Raw genomic sequence first — 22,854 nt, forward strand, 5'->3', positions numbered from 1 at the left:
GGTCACAATGGCCCGGTGACCAGCATCGACAGCCTGCGCCCGCGCCTTCCCTCCCCTGTGCAGGAGCTGTCGGATCGCCGCTTCGCCGCCCGCGGTCTGCGTCTCGTGCTCAAACGCGACGACCTGATCCACCCGGAGCTGAGCGGCAACAAGTGGCGCAAGCTGGCGCCCAACCTCGCCGCCGCGGCCGGCCGGACCGTCCTCACCTTCGGCGGCGCCTACTCCAACCACCTGCGCGCCACCGCCGCCGCGGGCCGTCTGCTGGGCCTGCCGACCGTCGGCGTGGTCCGCGGCCAGGAGCTGGCCGGCCGCCCGCTCAACCCCTCCCTCGCCCGGTGCGCCGCCGACGGCATGCGGCTGCACTTCGTCGACAGGGCGACGTACCGGGCCAAGACCGAACCGGACACCCTCGCGCGCGTGCTGCGCGCGGCCGGCGCCGAGGAGGCGTACGTCGTCCCCGAGGGCGGCAGCAACGCCGCCGCCGTGCGCGGCTGCCGGGCCCTGGGCGAGGAACTGGGCGACCGGGCCGACGTCGTCGCCCTCGCCTGCGGCACCGGCGGCACCCTGGCCGGTCTCGCCGCGGGCCTCGCCCCCGGTGTGCGCGTACTCGGCATACCGGTGCTCAAGGGCGGCTTCCTGGCCGCCGACATACGGCGTCTACAGGAGGGCACCTTCGGCGGACGGCGCGGCGCGTGGAGCCTCGACGACCGCTTCCACTTCGGCGGCTACGCCCGCACCCCTGCGGAACTGCACGCCTTCGCCGAGGACTTCGAGCACCGCCACGGCGTCCCGGTCGAACGTCTCTATGTCGCCAAGTTGCTCTACGGACTTGTCGCCCTCGCCGAGGAGGGCGCGTTCCCGCGCGGGACGACGATCGCGGCGGTGATCACCGGACGGCCCTTCCCCGAGGCCGCTCACACCCCTCCCGCCGTCTCCCGGTAGGCCGCCGCCTCCTCCAGGTCCAGCCGGCGCAGCAGGGTGCGCAGCATCTCGTCGTCGATGTAGCGGCCGTCCCGCAGCCGGACGAACATCTCCCGCTCGGCGCTGATCATCTCCCGGGACAGCCGCCGGTAGGTGTCGTCGACGGACTCGCCGGTGACCGGGTTGGTCTGGCCGAGGCGTTCCCAGACGGCGTTGCGGCGGCGCTCCAGGGACTGGCGCAGGCGGTCGGCGAGGGGCGGCGGGAGGGCGTTGCGCTCGTCCGTGAGGAGTTCGTCCAGGCGCCGTTCGGCGATCCGGGAGGCCTGCGCCTGGGCGTTGGCCTCGGCGAGGGTCTCGGCCTGGGTGTCGCGGGCGGGGAACCGCAGCAGCCGGATCAGGGGCGCCAGGGTGAGCCCCTGGACGACGAGCGTGCCGATGACCGTCGTGAAGGTGAGGAAGAGGATCAGGTTGCGCTGCGGGAAAGGCTCGCCGCCGTGCACCGTGAGCGGGATCGAGAAGGCGATCGCCAGGGAGACGACGCCCCGCATCGCGGCCCAGGAGGTGACGATCGGCCCTCTCCAGGTGGGGTTCGCCTCCCGTTCCCTGATCCGCGCGGACAGCATGCGCGGCACGAACGTGCCCGGGTACACCCATACGAACCGGGCCGCGACGACCACCACGAAGAGCACGATCGCGTACCAGGCGGCGTCCACACCCTCGTACTCCCCAAGGCCCTTGAGGACGATCGGCAGTTGCAGGCCGATGAGCGCGAAGACCGCCGACTCCAGGACGAACGCGACCATCTTCCACACCGCCTCCTCCTGGAGGCGGGTGGCGAAGTCGACTTCCCACGCGCGGTGTCCGATGTAGAGGGCGACGACCACGACGGCGAGGACTCCGGAGGCGTGCACCTGCTCGGCGACGGCGTAGCCGACGAACGGGATCAGCAGGGACATGGTGTTCTGCAGCAGCGCCTCCTTCACGTGCGTGCGCAGCCAGTGGATCGGCAGCATCAGCACCAGGCCGACCACGACCCCGCCGACCGCCGCCAGCAGGAACTCGCCGATGCCGCCCGCCCAGGAGGCGCCCTCGCCGACCGCGGCCGCGAGCGCGACCCGGTAGGCGGTGATCGCGGTGGCGTCGTTCAGCAGGGACTCGCCCTGGAGGATCGTGGTGATCCGGGAGGGCAGGCCGACCCGGCGGGCGACCGCGGCCGCCGCCACCGCGTCCGTCGGCGCCACGACGGCGCCGAGCACCAGCGCCGCGGGCAGCGGCAGCCCCGGGACGACGAGATAGGCGACCCAGCCGACCACGAAGGTCGCGAACAGCACGTATCCCACCGACAGCAGCGCCACCGGCCGCAGCTGGGCCCGCAGGTCGAGGTACGAGCTCTCGACGCCCTCCTTGTGCAGCAGCGGCGGCAGCACCAGGGGCAGCACGATGTCCGGGTCGAGCGTGTAGTCGGGCACGCCGGGGATGGACGACACCACCAGCCCGGCGGCGACGAGGAGCAGCGGCGCCGGCACCGGGGTACGGCGCGCGGCCGCCGCGACCGCGGCGCTGCCCGCCACCAGCAACAGCAGTGGCATCACGTCCATGGTTCTCGCCCGCCCTCGGTTTTCCGCGCGGCTGTCCGCGCGCCCGTCGTAATCTGGCAATCATGAAACAGTGCACGCACGCCGACGCGCTGCCCATCCCGGATCCGGAACCGCTGAGCGAGACCTGTCCGGAGTGTCTGCGGGACGGCACGCACCCGGTGCAGCTGCGGCTGTGCCTCACCTGCGGTCACGTCGGCTGCTGCGACTCCTCGCCGGGCCGGCACGCGACGGAGCACCACAAGGATTCCGGACATCCGATCATGCGGACCTTCGAACCCGGCGAGAGCTGGCGTTGGTGCTTCGTCGACCACGTCCTGGTGTGAGCCGGCCCGACTCCGGTTCCGGACGGTTCGACGGTCTGGCGCCTGGGTACGTCAACCCGGCGCGCGCCTTTCCCAATTGGAGCCGCAGACCCCTAGACACGGAGCGTGTCCACAGTTTTACTGTGAGTGACGGCAAGGGGTTGGGGTCCCGGGGACAGGAAAGTTGAGAGCGCGATAGCGTCACCGCTGAACCACACCGCGCGTTACCCCGGGGGGCGACCCTCGGCCCTGAGAAGCTTGTACCACCTTGGAGGTGAGGGTGTCCCAGATCGCAGGCGAGCCCGCGACCCAGGACTTCGTGGAAGTCCGGCTGCCGGCTGCGGGTGCCTATCTGTCGGTGCTGCGTACGGCGACCGCCGGCCTCGCCGCCCGTTTGGACTTCACCCTCGACGAGATCGAGGACCTGCGCATCGCCGTGGACGAGGCCTGCGCGATCCTGCTCCAGCAGGCCGTGCCGGGCTCGGTGCTCAGCTGCGTCTTCCGACTCGTCGACGACTCGCTCGAAGTCACCGTCTCGGCCCCCACGACGGACGGCCACGCCCCCTCCAGGGACACCTTCGCCTGGACCGTCCTGTCCGCTCTGGCGGGCAAGGTCTCCTCCGCCGTGGACGAGGACAAGACCGTTTCGATCAGCCTCTACAAACAGCGCGGCGCGGGACCCGGGCCGGCGTGAGGACAGGGGACGGGCCGGTGCGTGACGAAGAGCGCGGCACACGGGAGCTGCCGGCCGAGGGCACGGGCGGGTCCCGACGCAGGGGGGAGGCCGTCGACGGCGTGGCCGGCATCCCCGAACAGGCACGGCCGCATCCGGAGGACGACTCCGCGCCGGCCGGCTTCCCGGGCGACGGGCAGCGAGATCGGGAAGGTGCCGCGCAGAGTGCGCCTCTGAGCGGCCGGAGCGGGGTCACCCCTGTCCGGGCCACGGCGAGGGCTCGGGGAAGGGCAACGGGCGGGACGATGAGCGAGCACGAGCGATACGCCGAGGACGAGGCGCTGGTGGCACAGACGGTGCAGGCCGCGCAGCACGACCCGCAGGACCGCAGCGGAGCGCGCGCCATGTTCGTCGAGCTGCGCGGGCTCAAGGAGGGCAGCACGGAGTACGCGGAGCTGCGCAACAAGCTGGTCCGCATGCACCTGCCGCTGGTCGAGCACCTCGCGCGCCGCTTCCGCAACCGCGGCGAGCCGCTGGACGACCTCACCCAGGTCGCCACCATCGGTCTGATCAAGTCCGTCGACCGCTTCGACCCGGACCGCGGGGTGGAGTTCTCGACCTACGCGACCCCGACGGTCGTCGGCGAGATCAAACGGCACTTCCGCGACAAGGGCTGGGCGGTCCGTGTCCCGCGCCGTCTGCAGGAGCTGCGCCTGGCCCTGACGACGGCCACCGCGGAGCTCTCGCAGCAGCACGGCCGCTCGCCGACGGTGCACGAGCTCGCCGAGAAGCTGGCGATCTCGGAGGAGGAGGTCCTGGAGGGCCTGGAGTCGGCGAACGCGTACTCCACGCTCTCCCTGGACGTCCCCGACACCGACGACGAGTCGCCGGCGGTCGCCGACACCCTGGGCGCGGAGGACGAGGCGCTGGAGGGCGTCGAGTACCGCGAGTCCCTCAAGCCGCTGCTGGAGGACCTCCCGCCGCGCGAGAAGCGGATCCTGCTGCTGCGCTTCTTCGGCAACATGACCCAGTCGCAGATCGCGCAGGAGGTCGGCATCTCCCAGATGCACGTCTCCCGGCTGCTGGCCCGCACGCTGGCCCAGCTGCGGGAGAAGCTGCTGGTGGAGGAGTGACGTTGCGCAGGAGCCGGCGGCTACCGGTCGTCCTGCGCGCGCCCGGGCCCTCGGATGCCGAGGGCCCGCGTCGTCTCCGGGTTGACCAGCAGCACCAGTGAGGTCACGGCGACGACCGCGAGCACGATCCCGATCGGGATGGCCACGCTGTCGGCCCGCAGCAGGTTGTAGGCCACCGGCAGCGCCATGATCTGCGTGATCACGGCCGGTCCCCGGCTCCAGCTCCTGCGGGCGAGCAGCCCGCGCGCGGCCAGCAGCGGCAGCAGGGCCAGGACGACGAGCGTGATGCCTCCGGTGACGGCGGAGCCGCGGTCGTCCGGGTCGCCCGCGAGGCCCTCGACGAGCATCCACAGGCCCCCGACGACGAGCCCGGCCCCCTCCAGCGCGGCCAGCGCGGCGGCGTAGGTCAGCCGGCGCGGGCGGGGACCGGCGGCGGTTTCCGGGGCTGCGGGGGTCTGCTCACTGCTCACCCCTGAAGGGTAGCCCTCGCGAAAACGGCGCCCCCACGGCGTCCGCACCCGCCTGCGCACAGCACCCGTGTCGAGGCTCACGCCCCGATCTCTTACCCGATCCACACCTCGGCCTGTGCCCGGTACCACCCAGTAGGTACGCTGCAATCCATGCGTGCACTTCTCGTGGTCAACCCGGCGGCAACCACCACAAGCGCACGTACGCGCGATGTGCTGATCCACGCTCTCGCGAGCGAGATGAAGCTGGAGGCGGTCACCACCGAGTACCGCGGCCACGCGCGCGATCTCGGCCGGCAGGCGGCGGAGAGCGACGACATCGACCTGGTGGTGGCCCTCGGCGGCGACGGCACGGTCAACGAGGTCGTCAACGGCCTGCTGCACGACGGCCCCAACCCCCAGGGGCTGCCCCGCCTCGCGGTGGTCCCCGGCGGCTCCACCAACGTCTTCGCCCGCGCCCTGGGGCTGCCGAACGACGCCGTGGAGGCGACCGGCGCCCTGCTGGACGCCCTGCGCGAGGGCAGCGAGCGCACGGTCGGGATGGGCATCGCGGCGGGCACGCCGGGCACCGAGGACGAGGCGGTGCCGCAGCGGTGGTTCACCTTCTGCGCGGGGCTCGGCTTCGACGCGGGGGTGGTCGGGCGGGTGGAGCAGCAGCGCGAGCGGGGCAAGAAATCCACCCACGCCCTCTACCTGCGCCAGGTCGTACGGCAGTTCCTGCACGAGCCGAACCGCCGGCACGGCACCATCACCCTGGAGCGGCCAGGCGAGGACCCGGTGACCGATCTGGTGCTGTCCATAGTCTGCAACACGTCTCCGTGGACGTATCTGGGTAATCGTCCGGTGTACGCGACACCTAAGGCTTCGTTCGATACCGGGCTCGACGTACTCGGTCTCAGCCGTATGTCGACGGTCGCGGTTGCCCGGTATGCGACCCAGTTGCTCACTTCGTCCCCCGAGCGCGGACCCCAGGGCAAGCACGCGGTCTCGCTGCACGACCTGGACCAGTTCACCTTGCATTCGAAGGTGCCTCTGCCCCTCCAGATGGACGGCGACCACCTCGGACTGCGTACGAGCGTGACGTTCACAGGCGTACGCCGTGCACTGCGTGTGATTGTGTGAGCGGAACGGGCTAAAGTCCTTTCACTCGAACGTTTAGGCCAGGATCCACCCCATGGAAGTACGGCTGTGACCTAGTCGACACCGAGGAATCAAAAAAAACTTTCCGGAAGGGGTTGTATCCGCCGCTGAGGTTTGCGAGTCTCTACGTGGCGATCGGGACAGCCCGCAACACCGGCTCCACAGATCACCGGAACCCCTCTTCACATCCCAGGACCACGCCGGGGAAGACTCGGCGGTCGGCCCTTCACTTGTTGAGGGATTCGTGAAAGCGTTCACATTCACAAGCAACCCGCATGTAATACCAAGGAGAGGTAGCAGCCATGGACTGGCGTCACAACGCCGTTTGCCGCGAGGAAGACCCCGAGCTCTTCTTCCCCATCGGCAACACCGGTCCTGCGCTGCTGCAGATCGAGGAAGCCAAGGCCGTCTGCCGTCGCTGCCCGGTTATCGAGCAGTGCCTGCAGTGGGCGCTTGAGTCCGGCCAGGACTCCGGCGTCTGGGGTGGCCTCAGCGAGGACGAGCGCCGTGCGATGAAGCGCCGCGCCGCCCGCAACCGGGCCCGTCAGGCCTCCGCCTGACCACACCCGCCCCGCAAACAGCCTGAGCTTGGCGGCGCGTACAGCGAGTACGCATCTCCCGCCCCCGAGCCGCAGCGCGCAGTACCCCGATGCGCGGCGAATGCCGGCAACGAGCATCCGAGCCCCGGACCGTCAGCGGTCCGGGGCTTCTTGCTGTCACTTGTGCGACCGCACCGGTACGTCCAGGATCACCCGGGTCCCCCGCTCCGGCGCCGGCACCATGTCGAAGGTGCCGCCCAACTCCCCCTCGACCAGCGTCCGTACGATCTGCAGCCCCAGGTTGCCCGAGGTGTGCGGGTCGAATCCCTCGGGCAGGCCGACGCCGTCGTCCTGGACGGTGACCAGGAGGCGGGCCTCCTTCGTGGTGCCCCCGCGGACGGCCGACACCTCGACCGTGCCGGTGTCGCCCTCGCGGAAGCCGTGCTCCAGGGCGTTCTGGAGGATCTCGGTCAGCACCATGGACAGCGGCGTGGCGACCTCGGCGTCCAGGATGCCGAAGCGTCCGCTGCGCCGGCCGGTGACCTTGCCGGGCGAGATCTCTGCGACCATGGCCAGCACCCGGTCGGCGATCTCGTCGAACTCCACGCGCTCGTCCAGGTTCTGGGAGAGCGTCTCGTGCACGATGGCGATCGACCCGACACGGCGGACGGCCTCTTCGAGGGCCTCGCGGCCCCGGTCGGACTCGATGCGCCGGGCCTGCAGGCGCAGCAGCGCGGCGACCGTCTGGAGGTTGTTCTTCACCCGGTGGTGGATCTCCCGGATGGTCGCGTCCTTGGTGATCAACTCGCGCTCGCGGCGCCGCAGTTCCGTGACGTCCCGCAGCAGCACGAGCGAACCGATGCGCGTGCCCTTGGGTTTGAGGGGGATCGCGCGGAACTGGATGACCCCGTCGTGGGCCTCGATCTCGAACTCGCGGGGCGCCCAGCCGCTGGCCACCTTGGCGAGCGCCTCGTCCACCGGGCCGCGGGTGGGGGCGAGTTCGGCGGTGGTCTTGCCGAGGTGCTGGCCGACGAGGTCGGAGGCGAGGCCCATGCGGTGGTAGGCGGACAGCGCGTTCGGGGAGGCGTACTGGACGATGCCGTCCGCGTCCAGGCGGATCAGGCCGTCGCCGACGCGCGGGGCGGCGTCCATGTCCATCTGCTGGTTGGCGAAGGGGAAGGCACCGGCCGCGATCATCTGCGCGAGGTCCGAGGCGCTTTGCAGATACGTCAGTTCCAGGCGGCTCGGGGTGCGTACGGTCAGCAGGTTGGTGTTGCGGGCGATGACGCCGAGGACGCGCCCCTCCCGTCGTACCGGAATGGACTCGACGCGGACCGGGACCTCCTCGCGCCACTCGGGATCGCCCTCGCGCACGATCCGGCCCTCGTCCAGGGCCGCGTCCAGCATGGGGCGGCGGCCGCGGGGGACGAGGTGGCCGACCATGTCGTCCTGGTAGGAGGTGGGCCCGGTGTTGGGCCGCATCTGGGCCACGGAGACGTACCGGGTGCCGTCGCGGGTGGGGACCCACAGGACGAGGTCGGCGAAGGAGAGGTCGGAGAGCAGCTGCCACTCCGAGACCAGCAGATGCAGCCACTCGAGGTCGGAGTCGTCGAGGGCGGTGTGCTGGCGGACCAGTTCGTTCATGGAGGGCACGGATGTGAGCGTACCTGGCGGTATGTACGGCTCTGAAATGCGCGCCCGCGCCGGCCGGGCCCGAAGACACCCGCGGGCCGCGGCGCCCGGAGGGACCCTCAACCCTCCCGGCACCGCAGCCCGGAGCAGTATCGGCCGTGGGGTGTGCGGTCCCGGTCGGCCGAAGGATGAGGAGCCGGGGCAGTCAGGGCAGAGAGCTCCGGTTCCTCGGTCCGCCTTCCTGTGCGGGGAAGGCGGAAGCCTGTCGTTCTGCTGCGCACTACGCCGAGTCGTCCGATCGACGATCGTTCATCTTCGATCGTTCATCCTCGACGATTCGATTGTGGACTAGACCACAGGGCGTGTCCATGCGTTGGAGGCTGTTGGTTGGTGCGATTTCTCCGACCAGCCTTCAACGGCCGTGACTACTCGGACGTCCTGGTATCCACCACGCAGCCTAACCCGTGTGGGTTCGTGTGCGGGGCCAGATGGCGAGGGCAATTTCCGCGAGCGCTTCCAATTCCTCCCGGCTCGCCCCGTCCCGCGCCTGTTGGGACATGCCCTGGATCATCGCGCCGGCGTGCCGGGCGAGGGCGCGGGCGTCGGTGCCGGCCGGCAGCTCCCCCGACGCCACGTCGGCCTTGATGCGGCTCTCGATGGCGTCGATGTTGGCGTTGCGCCGGGCGCGCAGGGACTCCTCGACCTCGGGGCTCGTGCAGTTGGTGGCCGCGTGGATGACGAGACAGCCGTGCGGGCGGCCGGGGGCGGTGTACTCGGCGGCGGCTTCGCGCAGCATCCGGGCGACGGCGGCCCTGGCGGTCGGCTCCTCGGCCAGGGCCCGGTCGCCGAAGGAGCCGTAGCGCGTGCCGTAGACGCCGACGACCTCCTCGAACAGGGCCCGCTTGTCGCCGAAGGCCGCGTACAGGCTGGGGGCGCCGATGCCCATCACGCGGGTGAGGTCGGAGACGGAGGTCGCTTCGTATCCGTGCTCCCAGAAGGCCAGGAGCGCCTTCTCCAGGGCGGTCTCGCGGTCGAAGGAGCGGGGGCGGCCGCGGGGCTTGGACTTGGACTGGGGCTCCACCATGGAGTGAATTGTATAGCGGGTGCTAGAGAAATGTCGGCGGGGTGCTGTACGGTCTTTTTTGTAGTGACCGCTAGAGAAATGACTCTTCTGGGAGGGACGTCGGCATGGGCGCACTCACGGGCAGGACCGCGCTGGTCACCGGGGCGAGCAGGGGCATCGGGCGAGGGATCGCCGAGCGGCTGGGGCGCGAGGGCGCGCTGGTCGCGGTGCACTACGGCAGGAACGAGGCGGCGGCGAAGCAGACCGTGGCCGCCATCGAGGCGGCGGGCGGCTCGGCGTTCGCGATCGGGGCCGAGCTGGGGCGGCCGGGGGACGTCGGGGCGCTGTGGGAGGAGTTCGACCGGCACGCGGAGGGGCTGGACATCCTGGTCAACAACGCGGCGATCGGCAACTCGCAGCCGATCGGGGAGATAACGGAGGACGAGTACGACAGGCTCTTCGCGGTGAACGTGAAGGCGCCGTTCTTCCTCGTGAAGCAGGGCGTGGACCGGCTGCGCGACGGCGGCCGGATCATCAACATCTCGTCGGGCCTCGCCCGCACCGCCCTCATGCCGGACAACATGGCGTACGCGATGACGAAGGGCGCGCTGGACGTCCTCTCCCGGGACCTGTCCAAGATCCTCGGCCCGCGGGGCATCACGGTGAACTCGGTGGCGCCGGGCATCATCGCCACCGACAACACCAACGAGTGGCTGCACGCGAGCGAGGACGCGTGGGCCCGGGCGGCGGGCTACGCGGCCCTGGGCCGGGTGGGCGAGCCGGCCGACGTCGCGGAGGTGGTGGCGTTCCTGGCCTCGGACGCCGGCCGGTGGGTGACGGGAAGCTGGGTGGACGCGACGGGCGGTTCGCTGCCGTAGGGGGTACGGGGAGGAAGGCGCCGACAGGCGGGGCCGCCGGGTCGGCTCAGTGGGTCTCGGTGACCTTGGCCAGGGCGCGGGGCGCGTCCGGGTCCTGGCCCCGGGCGATGGTGACCTCGTAGGCCAGCAGCTGGAGCGGGATGATCTCCAGGATCGGCTGGACCTCCTCGGCCACGCCCTCGGTGGGCAGGACGAAGCCGGCCGAGGCCTGTTCGACCTGGCTCCTGGGGCCGATGACGACCAGGTCGGCGCCGCGGCCGCGCAGCCGGTCGAGGACGGGCTGGAGGGCCTCGCCGCCCTTGCCGTCGGTGACGACCGCGATGACCGGGGAGACGTTGTCGACCATGGCGAGGGGGCCGTGCAGGAGGTCGGCGCCGGAGTAGGAGAGGGCGGGGATGTAACTGGTCTCCATCAGCTTCAGGGCGGCCTCCTTGGCCGTGGGGTAGCCGTAGCCGCGCGAGGTGATGACCATGCGCTCGGCGAAGCGGTAGCGGGCGGCGAGGGCGCGGATCTCGTCCTGGCGGCCCAGCAGTTGCCCGGCGAGGTCGGGCAGGGCCTTCGCGGGGGCGCCGTCGCCGCCGCGCAGGCCCTCGACGAAGAGGTAGAGCGCGAGAAGGGAGGCGGTGTAGGTCTTGGTGGCGGGGAGGGCCTTCTCCGGTCCGGCCATGATGTCGAGGTGGTACTCGGAGACGCCGGCGAGGGGCGAGTCGGGGTTGTTGGTCACGGCCAGCGTGATCGCGCCGGCGTCGCGGGCGGCACGGGTGGAGGCGACCAGGTCCGGAGAGCCGCCGGACTGGCTGACGGTGATCACCAGGACGTCGGTGAGGTCGGGGCGGGCCCCGTAGGCGGTGGTGGTCGACATCGAGGTCAGTCCGCAGGGCAGGCCGAGGCGGATCTCCAGGAGGTACTTGGCGTAGAGGGCGGCGTTGTCGGAGGTGCCGCGGGCGGTCAGCAGGACGAAGCGGGGGCTGCGGGCGGCGATGTCCTGCGCGACCTGCCGGATGCCGGGGGCGCCCTGCTCCAGGATGCGGCGCAGGGCGTCGGGCTGTTCGGCCATCTCGCGGGCCATGATCCGGCCGGGGACGTCGGTCTGGGGGGCCGGTGAGGTGGCGGTCATGGTCGGTTCCTCCTGGGTCGGTCCGCGGTGCACGCACCATTCCACTCCCCCGGGGCGAATGACGCCTGTCCTCGGCGTGGATTCGGGGTGCCGCCCGGTCCCCTGGGCCACTTGGGCCACCTCTGTTAGATTGGTCTAAACCACCTGACCCTTCCAGGTACCGGTTGAGTCCCCTCTTTCAGATCGGCAGGCCCAGCGTGGAAGTTGTCATCGTTCCGGACGCCAAGACGGGCGGCGAGCTCATAGCCGAGGCCATGGCCCGGCTCCTGCGGCACAAGCCCGACGCGCTGCTCGGCGTCGCCACCGGCTCGACTCCGCTGCCCGTCTATCAGGCGCTCGCCGCGAAGGTGGCCTCCGGTGCCGTGGACACCTCGCGGGCGCGGGTGGCGCAGCTCGACGAGTACGTGGGGCTGCCCGCCGAGCATCCCGAGTCGTACCGGTCGGTGCTGCGGCGCGAGGTGCTGGAGCCGCTGGGGATCGGGATGGACGCCTTCCTGGGGCCCGACGGGACGGCCGAGGACGTGCGAGGGGCGTGCGCGGCGTACGACGCGGCGCTGGCGGCGGCCGGCGGTGTGGATCTGCAGCTGCTCGGGATCGGGACCGACGGGCACATCGGCTTCAACGAGCCGTGTTCCTCGCTGGCCTCGCGGACTCGGATCAAGACGCTGACCGAGCAGACGCGGATCGACAACGCCCGGTTCTTCGACGGGGACATCGAGCAGGTGCCGCATCACGTCATCACGCAGGGCATCGGCACGATCCTCGAAGCGCGGCATCTGGTGCTGCTGGCCACCGGGGAGGGGAAGGCCGACGCCGTCGCGGCGACCGTGGAGGGGCCGGTGGCCGCGGTGTGCCCGGCGTCCGCGCTGCAACTGCATCCGCACGCGACGGTCGTGGTGGACGAGGGGGCTGCGTCGAAGCTGAAGCTGGCGGACTACTTCCGGCACACGTACGCCAACAAGCCGGAGTGGCAGGGGATCTAGACCGGTTGCGTCTGCCCCGTCCCGTCGTCCGCGGGGCGCGGGTGGTGGGTGGTTCTTCGCGCCACGCGGCCAGGCCGCGTGGTCACACCGTCCCGCGCCCCTGCTGGGGCGCCTGCTACTCCCCGGCGATGATCTCCGCCGCCGCCCGTCCGCAGACCCTCGCCGCGCCGTGCGTGGCGATGTGGAGGGCGCCTCGGGGCGGGGCCTGAGGCAGGCCCATCTCGACGATGACCGTGTCGGGGCGGGTCTTCAGGACGGTGTCGAGGGCCGCCGTCATCCACGGGTGGCGGTGTTCGTCGCGGACCACGGCGACGATGCGGCGGGGGCCGGCCGCGGCCAGGGTGGCGAGGCCCGCGTCCGCGCCGGTGAAGCTGCCGGTCTCCGTGCCGGGCAGCAGCCGGAAGAGCTCCGCCGCCACGCCCCACGGCGTCTCCGCGCCGACCGCGATGTTCGCCGCGGGGGTGAAGGCGGCCACGTAGGGCGGCTCGGTGAGCGGGGTGAAGGGCTCCGCGGCCGTGACGCGCAGCGCCCGGCGTGCCGCGCGCAGGCCCACCTCCTCGTCGGGGGCGGCCGCGGTTCCGGACGCCGCCGTGCCGGTGGTCCAGCGGGCCAGCCCGCGCACCCGTTCCGCCGCGTCCGCCAGGCGTTCCTCCGGGAGCTCCCCGGCGCGCACGGCGGCGACCAGGGCGTCGCGCAGCCGGCGTACCGTCTCGTCGTCCGCGAGGCCGCCGCCCACGCAGATGGCGTCGGCACCGGCGGCCAGGGCGAGGACGCTGCCGCGTTCGATGCCGTAGGTGGCGGCGATGGCCTGCATCTCCATGCCGTCGGTGACGATGAGGCCGTCGTAGCCGAGTTCGCCGCGCAGCAGGTCGGCGAGGACCGTGCGGGAGAGGGTGGCCGGGCGGTCGGTGTCCAGGGCCGGGACCAGGATGTGCGCGGTCATGATCGCCTGGGTGCCGGCCGCGATGGCCGCGCGGAACGGGGCCAGTTCGCGGGCCGACAGCACCTCGGCCGGCACGTCGATGCGGGGCAGGGCGTGGTGGGAGTCGACGGCCGTGTCGCCGTGGCCGGGGAAGTGCTTGGTGCAGGCCGCCACTCCGGCGTACTGGAGGCCGGTGACGTAGGCGGCGGTGTGGCGGGCGACCAGGTCGGGGTCGGCGCCGAAGGAGCGGACGCCGATGACCGGGTTGGCGGGGTTGGAGTTGACGTCGGCGGACGGGGCCCAGTTGAGGTTGACGCCGCAGGCGGCGAGGCGGCGGCCCAGTTCCGCGGCCACCTGCCTCGTCAGGTCCACGTCGTCCACCGCGCCGAGGGCGTGGTTGCCGGGGAAGGAGGAGCCGGTGCGCACCTCCAGGCGGGTCACGTCACCGCCCTCCTCGTCGATCGCGACCAGGACGTCGTCCCGTTCCGCGCGCAACTGTGCGGTCAGGGCGGCGAGTTGCTCGGGTGAGTCGATGTTGCGGCCGAACAGGCCGACCGAGGCGAGGCCCTCCCCGAGGCGGCGCAGCAGCCAGTCGGGGGCCGTGGTGCCGGTGAAGCCGGGCTGGAGGACGGCGAGGGCGTCGCCGGTCAGGGTGTCGGTGCCGCTGGCGAATGTCGTCATCGGGTGGCGTTATCCCTTCACGGCGCCCGCGGTCAGACCCGCGGCCATCTTGCGCTGGACGAGGAGGAAGAGGACGACGATCGGCACGGCCATCATGGTGGCTCCGGCCATCATCGGGGCGTACTCGGTGCCGTGCTTGGTGGTGAAGTTGCCGAGCCAGACGGTCGCGGTCTGGTGCTGCTGGCTGAGCAGCATGAGGGCGTAGAGGTACTCGTTCCAGGCCTGGATGAAGGCGTAGACGGAGGTCGCGACCATGCCGGGGGCCAGCAGCGGGAAGACCACGCGGACGAAGGCGCCGGTGCGCGAGCAGCCGTCGACCATCGCCGCCTCCTCCAGCTCCCTGGGGATGTTGACGATGAAGCCGCGCAGCGTCCACACCGTGAAGGGCAGGATGAAGGTCAGGTAGGTGATGATCAGACCGGAGAGCTTGTCGTACTGCTCCAGGTCGTTGAGGAGCAGGAAGACCGGGATGATCATGGCGACCAGCGGGACCATCTGGACCGCGAGGATGCCGACGATGACGATCTTGCGGCCGCGGAAGGCGAACCGGGAGATGGCGAGCGCGGCCAGCAGGCCGACGACGATGCCGATGACCACGACCGACGCGGAGACGACCAGGCTGCGGCCGACCGGGCCCCAGAAGTCGGCGATGGCCAGCGCCCGGCGGAAGTTGGCCAGGGTGAAGCCGGTCGGGAAGAGGCTCGGGTCGGGATCGATGGTGTCCTTGGCCGGCTTGACGGCCGTGTCGATCATCCAGTAGACGGGGAAGCCGGCGGTGAGGAAGACGAGGAGGCCGAGGAGGTTCCAGCCGGCCCTGGACTTGCGGGGCCGCCGCCCCGTGGTGATCGCGCCGCTCATTCGACCTCTCCGATCTTCAGCATCTGCCGCATGTACACCGCGACCACCCCGAGCAGCAGCACCACGGTGATCAGGGCGATCGCCGAGCCCTGCGCGTAGTCGTTGACGACGAAGGCGCGGTCGTAGGAGTAGGTGGTCAGCAGCTGGAACTCCGCCTCCGGATGGCCGCCGCGCATCACGAAGACCTGCGGGAAGACGCCCATGTCCCAGATGACCGACAGTGTCGTGAGCATCACGATGATCGGCTTGAGGATGGGCAGGGTGACGTACCGGAAGACGCCCCAGGAGCCGGCGCCGTCCAGGCGGGCGGCCTCCTCCAGTTCGGCCGGGACCTGGGTGAGGCCGGCGCTGAGGGTGATGACGACGAAGGGCACGGCGCCCCAGACCACCAGCAGCATGATCACGGCCAGTCCCTGCGGACCGCTCGCGAACCAGTTGTGGCCGATCAGGTCCACGCCCGGCAGCTTGCTCAGCAGCGCGTTGAGGATGCCGTAGTCGGCGTCGAACAGCCATTTGAAGACCGTGGTCGCCACGATGATCGGCATGCCCCAGCTGGCCACCAGCGCGATGTTGATCAGCGTCTTCACCCAGCCGGAGACCCGCTGGAGGAGCAGGGCGACCAGCATGCCGAGCACCATCGTGAAGACGACGGCGCCGGCCGCGAAGACGATCGTGCGCAGCACGACCTGCCAGAACTCGCCGTCCCCCAGCACCCCGCTGAAGTTGGCGAACCCGACCCACTCGGCCGGCTGGAAGCCCCACAGCTGGGACTGGCCGAACCGCTGGAAGGACAGCGTGACCAGGCGGACCAGCGGATAGCCCATCACCAGGGCGAGGATCAGCAGACAGGGCGCGAGCAGCAGCCACGGCGTGGTCGCACCGCCCGTCCTGCGCCGTCTGCGCGAGGCGCCCGCGGCGGCCGGGGGTGGCGGCGCCTGCCGCGGCGGCGGCACCTTGGCAGGGGTGGTCGTGTCTGCGGCACTCATCGCGCGCTCCTCAGCGGTCCCTCAGGTCATACGTCGTACGAGAAGCAGGGCCCCCGCCCCGAACAGCCCCCCGGGGTCGAAAGGGCCCTGCTCTCAGGTCACTTGGTGTTGATGACCTTGTCGATCGCGGCGTCCGCGGCCTTCGCGGCGGCCTCGACCGACTGCTTGCCGGTGCCGATGTTCTGCAACATGGTCTGCAGCACCTGGGCCTTCTCGACCTGGCCCCAGCCGGGGGCCATCGGGACGAACCAGTTGGACTCGGCCGCGGTGGCCGGGACCGCCGTCGCCGGGTCGTTCTTCAGGGTGGCGAGGTCGGTCTTGTTGTTGGGCAGGTTGCCCTTGGCCATCAGGCCCTTCTGGCCGGAGGGGCCGGTGAAGGCGTTGATCCACTCGGCGGCGACGCCCTGAGCCTTGGACTTGACCGGGATCGCGAGGTCCGAACCGCCCAGGAAGACGGGCATGTTCTTGCCGGACGGACCCGGCATCACGAAGTTCTCCAGGTTGTCCTTGAGCTTGCCGGTCTTGTCGTTCTTCGGGTCGGCCGCGGTCGCGCCCTCCCACGCGGCGCCGAAGATCATGCCGGACTTGCCCTGGCCGTAGACGATGTAACGGTCGGACTCGTCCTTGGTCTTGTCGCCGTGCATGTACGTGTCGACGACGTTCTTGAACTCGGTCAGGCCCTTGACCGACTCCGGCGAGGAGAGGTTGGCCTTCCACTGGCCGCCCTCCTCCTTGGCGATGGAGCCGCCGGCGTCGTAGACGAAGGACATGGCCGCGTACCAGTCACGCGTGGGCTGGTACCAGGCGGAGAACTTGTTCCCCTCCTTCTTCTGCACCTTGTCGAGGGCGGCGGTGAGCTCGGCGTACGTCGTGGGCGGCGTCTTGACGCCGACCGAGGCGAAGAGGTCCTTGCGCCAGTTGGCGACCCGGCCGCCCGCGTAGTACGGGACGCCGTAGGTCTTGCCCTGGTAGGTCACCGAGGCCTTGAGGCCGTCCAGCCAGGCGGAGGAGTTGGTGAACTTCGACGGGTCGACGGGGGCGAAGGCGCCCTTGACCATGTAGCCGAGCATCTCGGTGTTGCCCATCTCGACCACGTCCGGGACCTTGTCGGTCGCGAGGACGGCGTCGAGCTTGGTGTTCTTGTCCGGCCAGCCGTAGTACTCGTGCTTGATCTTGATGCCGGGGTGCGCCTTCTGGACCGCCGCGTCGGCGGCCTTGACCAGGTTCGGCCAGTTGTTCTGGGCGTCGACGGTCAGCCAGACCGTGAGCTCCTTGGCGTCCGACCCCTGCTTGTCCGAGCTGCCGCTGTCACTGTCCCCGCACGCCGCGATGGAGATCATCATGCCCGCGATACCGATCGCGGCTATCAGCTTGCGCTTCACGCCACCCTCCTCAGGGATGCACACAAACCCCCCTGCCTCCCCGCGTGAGCGTTGGGCCGGGACCTGGACCAATGGTGTAGACCAGTACGGGGAGCTTGGACCAGACCACGGGGCCTGTCAAGGGCCCCTGAAACAGCCCTGACCAGCCGTTATGCGACCTACATATGCAGGAACCTTTAAGTAAGAAGCCAGCGAAAACAGCCACGGCGGAGTACTCTCGTCCGCTAGACCACTTGGCCCTGTGGACTAGACCAAAACTGGTGGCGGCGGTATACAGAAGGATCACGAAGTGGCCCGCATCCGTCAGCCGGGAAGGCAGAGCATGAGCACCGACGTCAGCAGTGCGGAGAACGAGGGTGGACCAGCCGTCCGTACCGCGCGCGTGCCCAAGTACTACCGCTTGAAGAAGCACCTGCTGGACATGACGGAGACCCAGGCGCCCGGCACCCCGGTGCCCCCCGAGCGCACCCTGGCCGCGGAGTTCGACACCTCCCGCACGACCGTGCGCCAGGCCCTGCAGGAGCTCGTCGTCGAGGGCCGGCTGGAGCGGATCCAGGGCAAGGGCACCTTCGTCGCCAAGCCGAAGGTCTCCCAGGCGCTGCAACTGACCTCCTACACCGAGGACATGCGCGCCCAGGGCCTGGAGCCCACCTCGCAGCTCCTGGACATCGGCTACATCACCGCCGACGACCGCCTCGCCGAACTCCTCGACATCACCGCCGGCGGCCGGGTGCTGCGCATCGAGCGGCTGCGCATGGCCAACGGCGAGCCGATGGCCATCGAGACCACCCACCTCAGCGCCAAGCGCTTCCCGGCGCTGCGCCGCTCCCTGGTCAAGTACACCTCCCTGTACACGGCGTTGGCCGAGGTCTACGACGTCCACCTGGCCGAGGCCGAGGAGACCATCGAGACCTCGCTGGCCACCCCGCGCGAGGCCGGCCTGCTCGGCACCGACGTGGGCCTGCCGATGCTGATGCTCTCCCGCCACTCGCTGGACCGGGAGGGACAGCCGGTGGAGTGGGTGCGGTCGGTCTACCGGGGGGACCGGTACAAGTTCGTGGCCAGACTGAAGAGGCCGGTCGAGTAGTGCACGTGGTGTAGCGCAACCGCGCCTCCTGTTCTACGTTCCTCCCGTCGCCCCCCATGGACGGGAGGACACTCCAGTGCGTACCGCGAACCTCCGCACCGTCGTCGTCTGGACCCTCGTCGCGCTGGTCGGTGCGGCGGGCTGGTCCGTCCTGGCGCTCGCCCGGGGAGAGAACGTCTCGGCCGCGTGGATGGTCGCGGCCGCCCTCGGCTCGTACGCGATCGCCTACCGCTTCTACGCGAAGTTCATCGCCCACCGGGTGCTGAAGGTCGACCCGACCCGGGCCACCCCGGCCGAACGGCTCGACAACGGCATCGACTACCACCCCACCGACCGGCGCGTCCTGCTCGGCCACCACTTCGCGGCGATCGCCGGCGCCGGACCGCTGGTCGGACCGGTGCTGGCCGCGCAGATGGGGTATCTGCCCGGCACCATCTGGATCATCGCCGGCGTGATCTTCGCCGGGGCCGTCCAGGACATGGTGGTGCTGTTCTTCTCCACGCGCCGGGACGGCCGGTCGCTGGGTCAGATGGCGCGCGAGGAGATCGGCCCGGTCGGCGGCGCGGCCGCGCTGATCGCCACCTTCGCCATCATGATCATCCTGCTCGGCGTGCTGGCCCTGGTCGTCGTCAACGCCCTCGCCGCCTCCCCCTGGGGCACCTTCTCCATCGCGATGACGATCCCCATCGCCCTGCTGATGGGCTTCTACCTGCGCGTCCTGCGGCCCGGCCGGGTTTCCGAGGTCTCCCTCATCGGCGTCGCGCTGCTGCTGCTCGCGCTGGTGGCGGGGCGCTGGGTCGCCGAGTCGTCGTGGGCCGACGCGTTCACGCTGGCGCCCTCCACGCTGGTCATCTGGCTGATCGGGTACGGCTTCGTCGCCTCGATCCTGCCGGTGTGGATGCTGCTGGCCCCGCGCGACTACCTCTCCACCTTCATGAAGATCGGCACGATCGTGCTGCTCGCCCTCGGGGTGGTGATCGCGCTGCCGACGCTGAAGATGGACGCGGTGACCGACTTCGCCTCCCGTGGCGACGGCCCGGTCTTCGCGGGCGCGCTCTTCCCGTTCGTCTTCATCACCATCGCCTGCGGGGCGCTGTCCGGCTTCCACTCGCTCATATCGAGCGGTACGACGCCCAAGATGATCCAGAAGGAGACGCAGGTCCGCATGATCGGCTACGGCTCCATGCTGATGGAGTCGTCGGTCGCCGTGATGGCGCTGGTGGCGGCGAGCATCATCGAGCCCGGCCTGTACTTCTCGATGAACGCGCCGGCCGGGGTCATCGGCACCACCGTGCAGCACGCCTCGCAGGTCGTCGGCGGCTGGGGCTACCACATCTCCCCCGCCGACCTCGCGCAGGCGGCGAAGAACGTCGAGGAGAAGACCCTGCTCTCCCGCACCGGTGGCGCGCCCACGCTCGCCGTCGGCATCTCGGAGATCTTCTCCAAGGTGACCGGCGGAAGCCTGCGGGCCTTCTGGTACCACTTCGCGATCATGTTCGAGGCGCTGTTCATCCTGACCGCCATCGACGCCGGCACCCGGGTGGGCCGGTTCATGCTCCAGGACATGCTGGGCAATGTCGTACGGCCGTTCAAGAACGTCAGCTGGAAGCCCGGACTGGCCGTCACCAGCGCGATCGTGTGCGCCCTGTGGGGCTACTTCCTGTGGGTCGGCGTCCACGAGCCGCTCGGCGGGATCAACCAGCTCTTCCCGGTCTTCGGCATCTCCAACCAGCTGCTCGCCGCCGTCGCCCTCGCCGTGTGCACCACCCTGCTGGTGAAGTCCGGGCGCCTGAAGTGGGCCTGGATCACGGCCGTTCCGCTCGCCTGGGACGCGACGGTCACGCTGACCGCCAGCTGGCAGAAGGTGTTCTCCAGCGATCCCAAGGTCGGCTTCTTCAAGCAGCGTTCCGTCTTCCAGGACGCCATCGACGCCGGGAAGGTGCTGCCGCCCGCCAAGAACATGGACGACATGCACACCGTGGTCACCAACTCCACGGTGGACGGCGTCCTCTCGGCCGTGCTCGCCGTCCTGATCGTCCTGGTCATCGCGGACGCGCTGCGCGTCTGCGTCCGGCACGTCCGCCGGCCCGCCCTGTCCACGCTGAGCGAGTCGCCGTACGTGGAGTCGCGGATCACCGCGCCGGCCGGGCTGTTCCCGACCCGCGAGGAGAAGGAGGAGGAGCGCCGTGCGGTCGTCGGCACTGCTGCGCCGGGCGATTAGGGGCGTCAGGTGGTACGTCCGCGAGCTGACCGGCGAGTCGGCGTACGACCGGTACGTGGCGCACGTACGAGCCGGGCACCCCGACGCGTCCGTGCCGAGCCGGCGTGAGTTCGAGCGCCGGCGCACGGACCGGCGGGAGCAGGACCCGCGGCAGGGGTTCCGCTGCTGCTGACACCGATGTCGGGCTTCACAGAATCGACATACCGATATGCGGACGAGGTCTTCCGCTGCGCTGACACCGTGACCTAGATTGCCTGCGCGTTACACAGGTGATCACTGGTGATCACAGGGATCGGTGAGGGGACGGAGCCGTCGTATGTCAGATGTGCCTGAAGTGAGACCGCCGGTCGTGACGCCGGTCCGCGTCGTCATCGCCCTCTGCCTGCTGGCACCGTTCGTGGCGATGCTGTGGGTCGGCTCCTACGCCAAGACGGACCCGGCGTTCGTCGGCATCCCGTTCTTCTACTGGTACCAGATGCTCTGGGTGCTGATCTCCAGCGCGCTGACCGTGACCGCGTACAAGCTCTGGCAGCGCGACCAGCGCGCCCGCAAGGGGGGTGCGGACAAGTGAACGACGGCGTGAACGGCGTCGCGCTCGGCGTCTTCGTCTTCTTCTTCCTGGCCGTGACGGCCATGGGCTTCCTGGCCGCCCGCTGGCGCAAGGCCGAGAACGAGCACTCGCTCGACGAATGGGGCCTGGGCGGACGGTCGTTCGGCACCTGGATCACGTGGTTCCTGCTCGGCGGCGACCTCTACACGGCGTACACCTTCGTCGCCGTGCCGGCGGCGGTCTACGCGGCCGGCGCGTCCGGCTTCTTCGCGGTGCCGTACACCATCCTGGTCTACCCGCTGATCTTCACCTTCCTGCCCCGCCTCTGGTCGGTCTCGCACCGCCACGGGTACGTCACGACCTCGGACTTCGTCCGCGGGCGCTTCGGCTCCAAGGGGCTGTCGCTGGCGGTCGCGCTGACCGGCATCCTCGCGACGATGCCGTACATCGCGCTCCAGCTCGTCGGCATCCAGGCGGTGCTGGACGTGATGGGCGTCGGCGGCGGCGAGAACACCAACTGGTTCGTCAAGGACCTGCCCCTGCTCATCGCCTTCGGTGTCCTCGCGGCGTACACCTACTCCTCGGGTCTGCGCGCCCCCGCCCTGATCGCGTTCGTGAAGGACACGCTGATCTACATCGTCATCGCGGTGGCGATCATCTACATCCCGATCAAGCTGGGCGGCTTCGACGACGTCTTCGCCAAGGCGGGCGCGAAGTTCACGGCGGCCGGCGCGGGCGGTCTCGTGACGCCCCCGGCGGCCCAGTGGACGTACGCCACCCTGGCGTTGGGCTCGGCGCTGGCGCTCTTCATGTACCCGCACTCGATCACCGCGACGCTGTCCTCGAGGAGCCGTGAGGTCATCCGCCGCAACACCACGATCCTGCCGCTGTACTCCCTGATGCTGGGCCTGCTCGCCCTGCTGGGCTTCATGGCGATCGCGGCCGGCGTGAAGGTGACCAACGGCCAGCTGGCCATCCCCCAGCTGTTCGAGAACATGTTCCCGGACTGGTTCGCCGGTGTGGCGTTCGCGGCGATCGGCATCGGCGCGCTGGTCCCGGCGGCCATCATGTCGATCGCGGCCGCGAACCTCTTCACCCGCAACATCTACAAGGACTTCATCAAGCCCGACGCCACTCCCGAGCAGGAGACCCGCGTCTCCAAGCTGGTCTCCCTGCTGGTGAAGGTCGGCGCCCTGGTCTTCGTCCTCACCATGGACAAGACGGTCGCGATCAACTTCCAGCTGCTGGGCGGCATCTGGATCCTGCAGACCTTCCCGGCGCTGGTCGGCGGCCTGTTCACCCGCTGGTTCCACCGCTGGGCGCTGCTCGCCGGCTGGGCGGTCGGCATGGTCTACGGCACGGTCGCCGCGTACGGCGTCGCCTCCCCGACCCAGGCCCACTTCGGCGGCTCGTCGAAGGAGATCCCGGGCATCGGCGAGATCGGCTACATCGGCCTGACGGCGTTCGTGCTGAACGTGGTGGTGACGGTGGTCCTGACGTTCGTCCTCAAGGCCGCGAAGGCCCCCGAGGGCGTCGACGAGACCAGGCCGGAGGACTACACGGCGGACGCGGGGGACCCCGGGGTGGAGGTGGAGCTCCCCCCTGCGACCGCGGGCAGCGCCCACTGAAGCGGCCCTTCAGGGGCAGGGCCGGACCCATATGCGGCTCCGCCGCGTGGGCGCGAGCAACCACGGACAACCCGCAGCGGGCCGCCGAGGGAA

General features: G+C 70.4%; 22 protein-coding genes. 13 read left to right on the plus strand and 9 right to left on the minus strand.

Annotated elements, in window-relative coordinates; genetic code table 11:
- The first annotated feature begins 15 nt into the window (after positions 1 to 15).
- Positions 16 to 942 carry a 1-aminocyclopropane-1-carboxylate deaminase/D-cysteine desulfhydrase gene (locus tag ACYF6T_RS42135; RefSeq protein WP_461703263.1) on the plus strand — a complete coding sequence of 309 codons (927 nt, stop codon included), beginning with the start codon at positions 16 to 18 and terminating at the stop codon, positions 940 to 942.
- Here the strand turns inward: ACYF6T_RS42135 and ACYF6T_RS42140 are convergent.
- The gene (locus ACYF6T_RS42140) at positions 915 to 2,519 is read right to left on the minus strand and encodes a Na+/H+ antiporter (protein ID WP_461703264.1); all 1,605 of its coding nucleotides are present in this window, start codon (positions 2,517 to 2,519) and stop codon (positions 915 to 917) included. The genes ACYF6T_RS42135 and ACYF6T_RS42140 overlap by 28 nt on opposite strands.
- A 62-nt stretch (positions 2,520 to 2,581) precedes the next feature.
- Between ACYF6T_RS42140 and ACYF6T_RS42145 the strand changes: the two genes are divergently transcribed.
- The 3 genes from ACYF6T_RS42145 (at position 2,582) to ACYF6T_RS42155 (ending at position 4,627) form a co-directional block, all read left to right on the plus strand.
- Entirely contained in the window at positions 2,582 to 2,842 is a 261-nt protein-coding gene (locus ACYF6T_RS42145) for a UBP-type zinc finger domain-containing protein (protein WP_461703265.1), read from the plus strand.
- Positions 2,843 to 3,101: 259 nt separating this feature from the next.
- Positions 3,102 to 3,515, plus strand: coding sequence for an ATP-binding protein (locus ACYF6T_RS42150; protein WP_004925829.1), 414 nt, complete (start codon positions 3,102 to 3,104; stop codon positions 3,513 to 3,515).
- A 17-nt stretch (positions 3,516 to 3,532) separates the two neighbouring features.
- Positions 3,533 to 4,627 (plus strand): RNA polymerase sigma factor SigF, encoded by a 1,095-nt coding sequence (locus tag ACYF6T_RS42155; protein ID WP_461703266.1) that lies wholly within the window; start codon positions 3,533 to 3,535, stop codon positions 4,625 to 4,627.
- A 20-nt stretch (positions 4,628 to 4,647) separates the two neighbouring features.
- On the opposite strand, the gene ACYF6T_RS42160 is transcribed toward ACYF6T_RS42155, so the two are convergent.
- On the minus strand, positions 4,648 to 5,097 hold the full coding sequence (locus tag ACYF6T_RS42160) for a hypothetical protein (RefSeq protein WP_461703267.1): 450 nt from the start codon (positions 5,095 to 5,097) through the stop codon (positions 4,648 to 4,650).
- Positions 5,098 to 5,247: 150 nt separating this feature from the next.
- On the opposite strand from ACYF6T_RS42160, the gene ACYF6T_RS42165 reads away from it, so the two are divergent.
- Entirely contained in the window at positions 5,248 to 6,216 is a 969-nt protein-coding gene (locus ACYF6T_RS42165) for a diacylglycerol/lipid kinase family protein (RefSeq protein WP_461703268.1), read from the plus strand.
- Between the two features lie 320 nt (positions 6,217 to 6,536).
- Entirely contained in the window at positions 6,537 to 6,794 is a 258-nt protein-coding gene (locus tag ACYF6T_RS42170) for a WhiB family transcriptional regulator (protein WP_003992873.1), read from the plus strand.
- A gap of 156 nt (positions 6,795 to 6,950) precedes the next feature.
- Here ACYF6T_RS42170 and ACYF6T_RS42175 read toward each other — a convergent pair whose 3' ends face one another.
- Together ACYF6T_RS42175 and ACYF6T_RS42180 are read right to left on the minus strand one after the other, a co-directional pair.
- Positions 6,951 to 8,417, minus strand: coding sequence for a sensor histidine kinase (locus tag ACYF6T_RS42175; protein ID WP_461703281.1), 1,467 nt, complete (start codon positions 8,415 to 8,417; stop codon positions 6,951 to 6,953).
- A 445-nt stretch (positions 8,418 to 8,862) separates the two neighbouring features.
- The gene (locus tag ACYF6T_RS42180) at positions 8,863 to 9,489 is read right to left on the minus strand and encodes a TetR/AcrR family transcriptional regulator (protein ID WP_461703269.1); all 627 of its coding nucleotides are present in this window, start codon (positions 9,487 to 9,489) and stop codon (positions 8,863 to 8,865) included.
- A 104-nt stretch (positions 9,490 to 9,593) separates the two neighbouring features.
- Here ACYF6T_RS42180 and ACYF6T_RS42185 point away from each other — a divergent pair, with 104 nt between their 5' ends.
- Positions 9,594 to 10,346: an SDR family oxidoreductase gene (locus ACYF6T_RS42185; protein ID WP_461703270.1), complete on the plus strand. Its 753-nt coding sequence runs from the start codon at positions 9,594 to 9,596 to the stop codon at positions 10,344 to 10,346.
- Positions 10,347 to 10,392: 46 nt separating this feature from the next.
- Here the strand turns inward: ACYF6T_RS42185 and ACYF6T_RS42190 are convergent, their stop codons facing one another.
- The gene (locus ACYF6T_RS42190) at positions 10,393 to 11,463 is read right to left on the minus strand and encodes an SIS domain-containing protein (protein WP_461703271.1); all 1,071 of its coding nucleotides are present in this window, start codon (positions 11,461 to 11,463) and stop codon (positions 10,393 to 10,395) included.
- A 197-nt stretch (positions 11,464 to 11,660) separates the two neighbouring features.
- On the opposite strand from ACYF6T_RS42190, the gene nagB reads away from it, so the two are divergent.
- Entirely contained in the window at positions 11,661 to 12,446 is a 786-nt protein-coding gene (nagB, locus tag ACYF6T_RS42195) for a glucosamine-6-phosphate deaminase (RefSeq protein ID WP_461703272.1), read from the plus strand.
- Positions 12,447 to 12,561: 115 nt separating this feature from the next.
- On the opposite strand, the gene ACYF6T_RS42200 is transcribed toward nagB, so the two are convergent.
- The 4 genes from ACYF6T_RS42200 to ACYF6T_RS42215 form a co-directional block, all read right to left on the minus strand.
- Positions 12,562 to 14,049 carry a glycoside hydrolase family 3 protein gene (locus ACYF6T_RS42200; protein ID WP_461703273.1) on the minus strand — a complete coding sequence of 496 codons (1,488 nt, stop codon included), beginning with the start codon at positions 14,047 to 14,049 and terminating at the stop codon, positions 12,562 to 12,564.
- Positions 14,050 to 14,058: 9 nt separating this feature from the next.
- Entirely contained in the window at positions 14,059 to 14,907 is an 849-nt protein-coding gene (locus ACYF6T_RS42205) for a carbohydrate ABC transporter permease (RefSeq protein ID WP_461703274.1), read from the minus strand.
- Positions 14,904 to 15,893: a carbohydrate ABC transporter permease gene (locus tag ACYF6T_RS42210; RefSeq protein ID WP_461703275.1), complete on the minus strand. Its 990-nt coding sequence runs from the start codon at positions 15,891 to 15,893 to the stop codon at positions 14,904 to 14,906. The genes ACYF6T_RS42205 and ACYF6T_RS42210 overlap by 4 nt, the downstream gene beginning before the upstream one ends.
- Positions 15,894 to 15,991: 98 nt before the next feature.
- Entirely contained in the window at positions 15,992 to 17,275 is a 1,284-nt protein-coding gene (locus tag ACYF6T_RS42215) for an extracellular solute-binding protein (RefSeq protein WP_461703276.1), read from the minus strand.
- 322 nt (positions 17,276 to 17,597) lie between these two features.
- On the opposite strand from ACYF6T_RS42215, the gene ACYF6T_RS42220 reads away from it, so the two are divergent.
- The 5 genes from ACYF6T_RS42220 to mctP all read left to right on the plus strand — a co-directional run bounded on the left by ACYF6T_RS42220 (position 17,598) and on the right by mctP (position 22,761).
- On the plus strand, positions 17,598 to 18,362 hold the full coding sequence (locus tag ACYF6T_RS42220; protein ID WP_461703277.1) for a GntR family transcriptional regulator: 765 nt from the start codon (positions 17,598 to 17,600) through the stop codon (positions 18,360 to 18,362).
- 76 nt (positions 18,363 to 18,438) lie between these two features.
- Positions 18,439 to 20,583, plus strand: a complete 2,145-nt coding sequence (locus ACYF6T_RS42225; RefSeq protein ID WP_461703278.1) for a carbon starvation CstA family protein — start codon at positions 18,439 to 18,441, stop codon at positions 20,581 to 20,583.
- Positions 20,564 to 20,755 (plus strand): YbdD/YjiX family protein, encoded by a 192-nt coding sequence (locus ACYF6T_RS42230; protein WP_461703282.1) that lies wholly within the window; start codon positions 20,564 to 20,566, stop codon positions 20,753 to 20,755. Before ACYF6T_RS42225 ends, ACYF6T_RS42230 begins: the two co-directional genes overlap by 20 nt.
- A gap of 144 nt (positions 20,756 to 20,899) precedes the next feature.
- Positions 20,900 to 21,154 carry a DUF3311 domain-containing protein gene (locus tag ACYF6T_RS42235; protein WP_461703279.1) on the plus strand — a complete coding sequence of 85 codons (255 nt, stop codon included), beginning with the start codon at positions 20,900 to 20,902 and terminating at the stop codon, positions 21,152 to 21,154.
- On the plus strand, positions 21,151 to 22,761 hold the full coding sequence (gene mctP, locus ACYF6T_RS42240; protein ID WP_461703280.1) for a monocarboxylate uptake permease MctP: 1,611 nt from the start codon (positions 21,151 to 21,153) through the stop codon (positions 22,759 to 22,761). The genes ACYF6T_RS42235 and mctP overlap by 4 nt, the downstream gene beginning before the upstream one ends.
- Positions 22,762 to 22,854 lie beyond the last annotated feature (93 nt).

This window comes from Streptomyces sp. 7R007 (assembly GCF_054850255.1).

Coding starts and splice junctions, on each gene's coding strand:
- ACYF6T_RS42205 (WP_461703274.1), bottom strand. CDS start 14,907: ATGAGCGGCGCGATCACCACGGGGCGGCGGCCCCGCAAGTCCAGGGCC.
- ACYF6T_RS42145 (WP_461703265.1), top strand. CDS start 2,582: ATGAAACAGTGCACGCACGCCGACGCGCTGCCCATCCCGGATCCGGAA.
- ACYF6T_RS42140 (WP_461703264.1), bottom strand. CDS start 2,519: ATGGACGTGATGCCACTGCTGTTGCTGGTGGCGGGCAGCGCCGCGGTC.
- ACYF6T_RS42185 (WP_461703270.1), top strand. CDS start 9,594: ATGGGCGCACTCACGGGCAGGACCGCGCTGGTCACCGGGGCGAGCAGG.
- ACYF6T_RS42170 (WP_003992873.1), top strand. CDS start 6,537: ATGGACTGGCGTCACAACGCCGTTTGCCGCGAGGAAGACCCCGAGCTC.
- ACYF6T_RS42200 (WP_461703273.1), bottom strand. CDS start 14,049: ATGACGACATTCGCCAGCGGCACCGACACCCTGACCGGCGACGCCCTC.
- ACYF6T_RS42190 (WP_461703271.1), bottom strand. CDS start 11,463: ATGACCGCCACCTCACCGGCCCCCCAGACCGACGTCCCCGGCCGGATC.
- ACYF6T_RS42180 (WP_461703269.1), bottom strand. CDS start 9,489: ATGGTGGAGCCCCAGTCCAAGTCCAAGCCCCGCGGCCGCCCCCGCTCC.
- ACYF6T_RS42220 (WP_461703277.1), top strand. CDS start 17,598: ATGAGCACCGACGTCAGCAGTGCGGAGAACGAGGGTGGACCAGCCGTC.
- ACYF6T_RS42210 (WP_461703275.1), bottom strand. CDS start 15,893: ATGAGTGCCGCAGACACGACCACCCCTGCCAAGGTGCCGCCGCCGCGG.
- ACYF6T_RS42235 (WP_461703279.1), top strand. CDS start 20,900: ATGTCAGATGTGCCTGAAGTGAGACCGCCGGTCGTGACGCCGGTCCGC.
- ACYF6T_RS42165 (WP_461703268.1), top strand. CDS start 5,248: ATGCGTGCACTTCTCGTGGTCAACCCGGCGGCAACCACCACAAGCGCA.
- ACYF6T_RS42175 (WP_461703281.1), bottom strand. CDS start 8,417: ATGAACGAACTGGTCCGCCAGCACACCGCCCTCGACGACTCCGACCTC.